Source organism: Herbaspirillum lusitanum P6-12 (genome assembly GCF_000256565.1).
Taxonomy (GTDB): Bacteria; Pseudomonadota; Gammaproteobacteria; order Burkholderiales; family Burkholderiaceae_D; genus Herbaspirillum; species Herbaspirillum lusitanum.
On sequence record NZ_AJHH01000795.1, the window covers coordinates 1 to 8104 of the forward strand.

Below are 8104 nucleotides of genomic sequence, written 5' to 3' on the forward strand. Positions count from 1 at the left end.
GCGACGGCAGCAGATGGGAGAGCGGCTGGGTGGTCTTCGCCAACAAGCCGGGCGACGCCGACCTGCAATTCGACGCCGGCGATGAATTGATCTACAGCCATGAACAGTTGCCTGCCGGCCTTGTCATGGCCACCACGTTGAGCGACAAGTCGGCGTCCTACATCGCTTACAATGGCAACGGCAGGACCCGCAACAACATAAGCGACCGGGCGCCGCTGTGGGGTTCGTGGCAATTTTCGCTGGAAGGAAGAACCCGCCTGGTCAGGCTTGGAATCCTGGGTCGCGCCCGCATCTGCAATCCGGCGGATGACGGAAGCTGTAGACTCACACCGAATCCTGCGCCTGCAACCGACCGGAATATCGCACCCCCGTGAACCCAATGTCCATCTACGACCTCTTCATCGAAAACGACCGGCAAGCCATGGCGCTTGCGCTGCAACAGGCCGAACAAGGCATGTTCACCACCACGCCCAATCCGCGTGTGGGCTGCGTCATCGTCAAGGACCAGCGCATCATCGGCGCCGGCTTCACCCAGCCGCCCGGCGGCAACCACGCCGAGATCCAGGCCATGGCCGACGCCGCCGCGCGTGGCCACGACGTGCGCGGCGCGACCGTCTACGTCACCCTGGAACCCTGCAGCCACTTCGGCCGCACCCCACCCTGCGCCGACGCCCTCATCCGTGCCGGCGTAGCGCGGGTGGTCGCGGCCATCGCCGACCCCAACCCCATGGTGGCCGGACAGGGCCTGGCGCGCCTGCAGGCCGCCGGCATCGAGGTCAGCTGCGGCCTGCTGGAAGAAGAAGCGCGCGACATCAATATCGGCTTCCTGCACCGCATGCGCACCGGCCGCCCCTGGGTACGCATGAAGAGCGCCGCCAGCCTGGACGGCAAGACCGCCTTGCACAATGGCGTGAGCCAGTGGATCACCGGCCAGGCCGCCCGTGACGACGGCCACATCTGGCGCGCCCGCGCCTGCGCCATCATGGCCGGCATCGGCACCATCCAGAAGGACGACGCGCAACTGACCGTACGCGCCATCGAGACCCCGCGCCAGCCGCGCCGCATCGTCATCGACAGCAAGCTCATCGTTTCACCCGAGGCGCGGGTGATCCAGGGCGGCAACACCTGGGTCTTCACCGCCACTGACGACCGCGACAAGCGCGCCGCCCTCGAAGCCGAGGGCGCCGAGGTGATCCTGCTGGCCAATGAGCAGGGCAAGGTCGACCTGCCCGGCCTGATGCGCGAACTAGGCCAGCGCCAGATCAATGAATTGCACGTGGAAGCCGGCGCCCGGCTCAATGGCGCATTGCTGCGCGAAGGCTGCGTGGATGAACTGCTGGTCTACCTGGCGCCGTCCCTGATCGGCGACGGCCGCAACATGTTCGAGCTGCCGCCGCTGGAAGACCTGTCGGGCAAGATCGGCATCCGTTTCCATGAGGTCAAGCAGATCGGCGAGGATTTGCGTATCCTTGCCCGATTCAGCTAGTCCACTTCGTTAGCAATCTTATTCAGCCATTCTGTTCAGTTACTTATTTGGATCCCACCATGTTCACAGGTATCGTCGCCGCCGTCGGCAACATCACTTCCGTTCAACCGCTGGGCAACACAGCCGATGCCGGCGTACGCCTCGACATCGACGCCGGCCCGCTGGCGATGGACGACGTCGCGCTGGGCGATTCGATCGCGCTCAACGGCGCCTGCATGACGGTGGTGGAAAAGACCGCCAAAGGATTCACCGTCGACGTCTCGCGCGAGAGCCTCAACCTCACCGTCGGTCTCGACGCGCCGGGAGAAGTGAACCTGGAAAAAGCCCTGACCCTGGCCGAACGCCTCGGTGGCCACCTGGTCTCCGGCCACGTCGACGGCCTCGGCGTGGTCAGCAAGTTCGAACCGGTCGGCGAATCCTGGGAGCTGGTCATCGAAGCGCCGAAGTCGCTCGCCAAATACCTCGCCTACAAAGGCTCGATCGTCGTCAATGGTGTTTCGCTGACCGTCAACCGCGTGGAAGACGTCGCCAACGGCTGCCGCTTCTCGATCAACCTGATCCCGCACACGATCCAGGTCACCACGCTGAAGCACCTGAAGGTCGGCGGCAAGGTCAATCTGGAGATCGACCTGATTGCGCGCTACGTCGAGCGCATGCTTTCGACCACGAATAAATAAACACTCGCGCGTACCGCTGGTGCAAGCGTGAAGCGCGCTGACCGGAACTCATTCCATCAGGCGCGCACGCTCACCCGGTAAGTCGTGGTCTGGCGATACACCTGGCCCGGGCGCAGGATCACGTCTTCACGATCGGGACCGTTGACCTGATCCGGATAGGCCTGCGCCTCCAGGCAAAAGCCGTCGTGCGCGGCATAGGCCTGCGCGCCGCGTCCGGCAATTCCTTCCAGAAAATTCCCGCTGTAAAACTGCAGGCCGTTCTCGGTAGTGGCAACCGCCAGTTCGCGTCCGGAACCGGGATCGTAGACAGCAGCAACCTCGCGCAGCGCCTGCGCATTGCGGCTGCGCGAAGCGGTCGCGGGATCTCCAGGGCGCAGGCAATAACAATGATCGAAGCCGCCCGCGATGCCGAGTTGATCGTCGGGCCATGCGAGTCGCGCACCGATCGGCGCCGGCTGGCGGAAGTCGAACGCGCTGCCGGCCACCTCCACCACCTTGTTCGGAATCAATGCACGATCAATTTGCAAATAGCGATCCGCATCGATGGACAGGATGTGGTCGCAGATGTCGTCGACGCCGCCGTTCAGATTGAAGTAGCCGTGCGAGGTCAGGTTGAGCGGCGTCGGCGCGTCGCTGGTCGCGGTGTAATCGATGCTCAGCCGGCCGTCGTCGTCGAGCCGGTACAACACCGACGCCAGTACATTGCCCGGAAAGCCGGCAGCGCCATGCGGCGAAGACAGCGTCATGCGCAATCCTTCCGGATCGGCCTGCACCTGCCACGGCAACAAGTGAAAACCGCCGGCGCCGCCATGCAGATGATTGTCGCCCTCATTGCGGTCGAGCTGATAGTCGACGCCATCGAGCGTAAAACGGCCGCCGGCAATGCGATTGCCCCAGCGTCCGATGACGCCGCCGAAGTACGGGGTATTGGCGAGGTAGTCCTGCTGGTCCTGATAGCCGAGCAGGATATCGGCTTCGCGGCCGTAGCGGTCGGGCGCCCACCAGGAAATCAGCGTGGCGCCGCGGTTGCTGATGACGACGCGCATGTCATGCGCATTGCGCAGGGTGTACAAGGTGACGCCGTGGCCGGCGGCAGTGCTGGAGAGGGTGAAATGTGTCATGTCGTCGGAATGCGGCGGCGAATCAATCGCCGTGGATGGATTCTTGCAATGAAGGAAGTGAAGACGGTGGATTTGCCGCGGCGCCTTGCATCAGCTGTTCCTGATATTCCCGCGGGGTGCAGCCGAGCTCGCGCTTGAATACTGCATGCATGTATTGCACCGAGGTGAAACCGCAGCTGACCGCGATCTCGGCGACGTTGCCGTGCGCCTGTTGCAACATGCGCCTGGCGGCATCGAGCTTGAAGCGCAGGATTTCGTCATGCACGCTGCGGCCGAGTTCGCGCCGGAAATACCAATCCAGCGACGAGCGCGACACGCCCACGTAATCGGCGACCTGCTCGGTCTTGATGCCCTGGCAGGCGTATTGGCGGATGAAGTGCATCGCCTGCATGACGTGCGGATGATTGCGCGCTTCGTGCCGGCTCGACGCCAGCACATTGATGCCGGCCGGCGGCACCAAAATGCGCTTGTCGGAAAACTGCGCGCCGTGACCGTGCAGCATCTGGTGCAGCAGATGCGCCGCCGTACGGCCCATCTCCAGCGTACCCTGGATCACCGAGCTGAGCGGCACGCGCGTCAGGATGCGCGCCAGCGGGTCGTTGTCGATGCCGATCAGCGCAACCTGCTCCGGTACTGCGATGCCGGCGAACAGGCAGGCTTGCAGCAATTGCCGCGCACGCGCATCGGTGACGGCGATGATGCCGATCGGCTTGGGCAAGCTGCGCACCCAGGCGATCTGCTGCTCGACGGCGGTATCCCAGGACTGCGCGCTGGTGCCGACGCCGCGATACACGTGGCCTTGTATGCCGTCGCGCTGCGTCAGCGATTCGAACGCCTTTTCACGCTCCTGCGCCCAGCGGTTGACGTCAGCCTGCGGCAGGCTGAAGCAGGCGAAATTCTGCAATCCGGCTTCGATCAGGTGGTCGTAGGCCAGCTTGACCAGCTTGAAATTGTCGGTCGCGACATAGGGCAGATCTTTTGGATAGCCGGACTCGTCGGCATAGGAGCCGCCCACCGCGACCACCGGTAGTTGCACGCGCGACAAGGCTTCCTGCATGGTCGGGTCGTCGAAATCGGCGATGATGCCGTGGCCTTGCCAGCGTTCGATTCCTTGCGGCCGGCAACGAAAATCTTCCTCCAGATACAAGTCCCACGACGCACGGGTGCTGCTCAGGTATTCACCGATGCCGGCGATGATGTCGCGGTCGAATATCTTGTTGCCGTTGAACAGCAGCGCAATGCGATGCACGGTCGGTACTTTTGTCACGCTGAACTCTCCGATGCCCGACCGGCTGCAACTGGGGCTGCGCCGGCAAGCGGTCTCCTGAAGTCGCGGAACATCTTGTCGACGATGTCAAATCGTCATCTTTTCTTGTTCCGCTCTTCCTGCTTTTCTGATTTTTCGATTGTACCGAGACGCCGTCGCCGCGTCAGTCCAAATCGGGGTATGTGCACCTGCAATAGAAAGAATCGCACTGCCGCTTGGCGGATTTCGTAATTGTGGTGGCCGGTACGCGGTTGCTAGTATGGCCGCACATCAAGCCTCAGCGAGGCGGCGATGGGGCAGGAGCGGGGCAGTGTTTATAAAAAATTCCCGCCGCTGCAGAGGCATCCCCCTTAAAAATCATAATGAACAATCTGGAGACATGGCAATGAACGCAATCCTGAAAAAGAGTGTATTGGCCCTGATGGCGGCGACTACGATGTCGCTGGTCGCAGGCGGTGCAATGGCCGACGCCAAGAATCCGAAGATCGGTTTTTCCATCGATGACCTGCGTGTTGAACGCTGGGCCCGCGACCGCGACTTCTTTACTGCTGCGGCCGAAAAACTCGGCGCCAAGGTGTTCGTGCAATCCGCCGACGCCAGCGAAGCGCGCCAGATTTCGCAGATCGAAAACCTGATCTCGCGCGGCGTCGACGTGATCGTGATCGTGCCGTTCAACGCCACGGTGCTGACCAACACCATCAAGGAAGCCAAGAAAGCCGGCATCAAGGTGCTGTCCTACGACCGCCTGATCCTGAACGCGGACGTCGACGCCTATATCTCGTTCGACAATGAAAAGGTCGGTGAAATGCAGGCCGAAGGCGTGATCAAGGCGCAATCGAAAGGCAACTTCTACCTGCTCGGCGGCTCGCCGACCGACAACAACGCCAAGATGCTGCGCGAAGGCCAGATGAAGGTGCTCAAGCCGCTGATCGACAAGGGCGACATCAAGATCGTCGGCCAGCAATGGGTCAAGGACTGGAATCCGACCGAAGCCTTGTCGATCGTTGAAAACGCCCTGACCGCGAACAACAACAAGATCGACGCCATCGTCGCTTCCAACGACGGCACCGCCGGGCGCCATCCAGGCACTGGCGGCGCAAAAGCTGGCAGGCAAGGTACCGGTATCGGGCCAGGACGCCGACCTCGCGGCGATCAAGCGCGTTGTCGCAGGCACCCAGACCATGACGGTCTACAAGCCGCTCAAGCTGATCGCCACCGAAGCCGCCAATCTGTCGGTGCACCTGGCGCGCAATGAGAAGCCGAGCTACAACTCGCAGTACGACAACGGCTTCAAGAAGGTCGACACGGTGCTGCTCAAGCCGATCCCGCTGACCAAGGCCAACGTCAACATCCTGATTGACGACGGCTTCTATACGCAGGCGCAGATCGGCGCGAAGTAAGTCCTTCGCAAAACCACAAAAAGTACCCACGCAGCTACGGCGCCCGACGGGCGTCGTATCTGCTTTTTTTTACCTCCCCTCCCCTTCCGCGAGCGCAGCATGTCAGAGTATTTGTTGGAAATGAAGGGCATCGTCAAACAGTTCGATGGTGTCCGCGCCCTCGACGGCATCGACTTGAAAATCAAGGTCGGCGAATGCGTCGGCCTGTGCGGCGAAAACGGCGCCGGCAAATCCACGCTGATGAAGATCCTCTCCGGCGTCTATCCGCACGGCACCTGGGACGGCGAAATACGCTGGGACGGCCAGCCGCTGATCGCCAATTCCGTGCGCGACACCGAAGCCGCCGGCATCGTCATCATCCATCAGGAACTGATGCTGGTGCCCGAGCTGTCGGTGGCGGAAAACATCTTCATGGGCCATGAGCTGACCCTGCTCGGCGGTCGCATGAACTATCCCGCCATGTACCGGCGCGCCGAAGAACTCATGCGCGAACTGAACATGCCGGACATCAACGTCGCCCTGCCCGTCATGCAATACGGCGGCGGCCACCAGCAACTGGTGGAGATCGCCAAGGCGCTCAACAAGAAGGCGCGCCTGCTGATCCTCGACGAGCCGTCGTCGTCGCTGACCACTTCCGAAATTGCCGTCCTTCTCAAGATCATCAAGGATCTCAAGGCCAAAGGCGTGGCCTGCGTCTACATCTCGCACAAACTCGATGAAGTGGCCGCCGTGTGCGACACCATTTCGGTCATCCGCGACGGCAAGCACATCGCCACCACGCCGATGGAAGAGCTCGACGTCGACCGCATCATCACGCAGATGGTCGGTCGTGAAATCACCGCAATGTACCCGAGCCGCGACCATGAAGTCGGCGAGATCGTGTTCGAGGCGCGCCACATGACCTGCCTCGACGTCGACAACCCCAAGCGCAAGCGCGTCGACGACGTCTCGTTCTCGGTGCGGCGCGGTGAAATCCTCGGCATCGCCGGCCTGGTCGGCGCCGGCCGCACCGAACTGGTGTCGGCGATCTTCGGCGCCTATCGCGGGCGTTACGAAGGCCAGGTGCTGCTGGAGGGCAAGCCGGCCGATACCAGCTCGCCCCTGAAGTCCATCCGCCGCGGCCTGTGCATGGTGCCGGAAGACCGCAAGCACCATGGCATCGTGCCGGATCTGGATGTGGGCCAGAACATCACCCTGACCGTGCTCAACCGTTTCTCGCGCGGCAGCCGCATCGATGGCAGCGCTGAACTCAAGACCATCCAGGACGAGATCGGCCGCATGCGCGTCAAGACCGCCACGCCCTTCCTGCCCATCACCAGCCTGTCCGGCGGCAACCAGCAAAAGGCCGTGCTGGCCAAGATGCTGCTGGCCCAGCCCAAGGTGCTGATCCTGGACGAACCCACGCGCGGCGTGGACGTCGGCGCCAAGGCCGAGATCTATCGCCTCATCTCCGAACTGGCCAAGGCCGGGCTGGCCATCATCATGGTCTCCTCCGAACTGGCCGAGGTGCTGGGCGTGTCGGACCGCGTGCTGGTGATCGGCGAAGGCCGCCTGCGCGGCGACTTCGTCAACGACAACCTGAGCCAGGAAACCGTGCTGGCCGCAGCGATCAACCAACCCGTGCCACAGGCCACGCCCCGTGCGGCGGCGGGCTGAACAAAAACCACAAGGTGAATCCGGTATGACTTCAAGCACCCTGGCCAGCATGGCCGACCTCAAGCAGGTATTCCGCCGTTACAAGATCATTGCGCTCTTGATCGCCATCGCCATCATCTGGGGCTTCTTCAGCTTCATGACCGATGGCGGCTTCGTGACGCCCCGCAATCTCTCCAACCTGTTGCGCCAGATGTCGGTGACCGGCATCCTGGCCTGTGGCATGGTGCTGGTCATCATCGCCGGTGAAATCGACCTGTCGGTGGGTTCGCTGCTGGGCCTGCTGGGTGGCCTCGCCGCGCTGCTGGACGTGAGCCACCACCTGCCGCTGGCGCTGAACCTGGTGCTGGCGCTGGGCTTCGGCCTGGCGCTGGGCCTGCTCAATGGCTATCTCACCGCCTACCTGGGCATTCCCTCCTTCATCGTCGGATTGGGCGGCATGCTGGCGTTTCGCGGCGTGCTGCTGGGCCAACTACCCCTTATTGTAGTTAACCTCGTAG

Annotated in this window: 7 protein-coding genes and 1 pseudogene; 6 read left to right on the forward strand and 2 right to left on the reverse strand. The window is 62.6% G+C overall.

The genetic code is table 11. The features are described 5' to 3' along the window. From HLUSI_RS30740 to HLUSI_RS0125625, 3 genes are all read left to right on the forward strand, one after another. Positions 1-374: GspH/FimT family pseudopilin (locus HLUSI_RS30740; protein ID WP_016836642.1), on the forward strand; the 374-nt coding region annotated here is incomplete at its 5' end. A 5-nt stretch (positions 375-379) separates the two neighbouring features. Continuing rightward, the gene (gene ribD / locus HLUSI_RS0125620) at positions 380-1486 is read left to right on the forward strand and encodes a bifunctional diaminohydroxyphosphoribosylaminopyrimidine deaminase/5-amino-6-(5-phosphoribosylamino)uracil reductase RibD (RefSeq protein WP_016836643.1); all 1107 of its coding nucleotides are present in this window, start codon (positions 380-382) and stop codon (positions 1484-1486) included. Between the two features lie 59 nt (positions 1487-1545). Beyond that, on the forward strand, positions 1546-2163 hold the full coding sequence (locus HLUSI_RS0125625; protein WP_029364033.1) for a riboflavin synthase: 618 nt from the start codon (positions 1546-1548) through the stop codon (positions 2161-2163). 56 nt (positions 2164-2219) lie between these two features. Here the strand turns inward: HLUSI_RS0125625 and HLUSI_RS0125630 are convergent, their stop codons facing one another. Together HLUSI_RS0125630 and HLUSI_RS0125635 are read right to left on the reverse strand one after the other, a co-directional pair. Continuing rightward, positions 2220-3284 carry an aldose epimerase family protein gene (locus tag HLUSI_RS0125630; RefSeq protein ID WP_016836645.1) on the reverse strand — a complete coding sequence of 355 codons (1065 nt, stop codon included), beginning with the start codon at positions 3282-3284 and terminating at the stop codon, positions 2220-2222. 22 nt (positions 3285-3306) lie between these two features. Beyond that, complete coding sequence (locus HLUSI_RS0125635; protein ID WP_040503917.1) at positions 3307-4551, reverse strand: XylR family transcriptional regulator; 1245 nt, start codon at positions 4549-4551, stop codon at positions 3307-3309. 385 nt (positions 4552-4936) lie between these two features. Here HLUSI_RS0125635 and xylF point away from each other — a divergent pair. The 3 genes and pseudogenes from xylF to HLUSI_RS0125650 all read left to right on the forward strand — a co-directional run. Further along, positions 4937-5951, forward strand: a pseudogene (xylF, locus tag HLUSI_RS30745) (D-xylose ABC transporter substrate-binding protein). Between the two features lie 99 nt (positions 5952-6050). Next, on the forward strand, positions 6051-7607 hold the full coding sequence (gene xylG / locus HLUSI_RS0125645) for a D-xylose ABC transporter ATP-binding protein (RefSeq protein WP_029364034.1): 1557 nt from the start codon (positions 6051-6053) through the stop codon (positions 7605-7607). 25 nt (positions 7608-7632) lie between these two features. Then, a partial coding sequence (locus HLUSI_RS0125650; protein ID WP_016836648.1) for an ABC transporter permease subunit occupies positions 7633-8104 on the forward strand: 472 nt, incomplete at its 3' end.

Excerpts from the sequence above, each read along its gene's own strand:
- HLUSI_RS0125625 (WP_029364033.1), top strand. The coding sequence starts at position 1,546 with ATGTTCACAGGTATCGTCGCCGCCGTCGGCAACATCACTTCCGTTCAA.
- ribD (WP_016836643.1), top strand. The coding sequence starts at position 380 with ATGTCCATCTACGACCTCTTCATCGAAAACGACCGGCAAGCCATGGCG.
- HLUSI_RS0125630 (WP_016836645.1), bottom strand. The coding sequence starts at position 3,284 with ATGACACATTTCACCCTCTCCAGCACTGCCGCCGGCCACGGCGTCACC.
- xylG (WP_029364034.1), top strand. The coding sequence starts at position 6,051 with ATGTCAGAGTATTTGTTGGAAATGAAGGGCATCGTCAAACAGTTCGAT.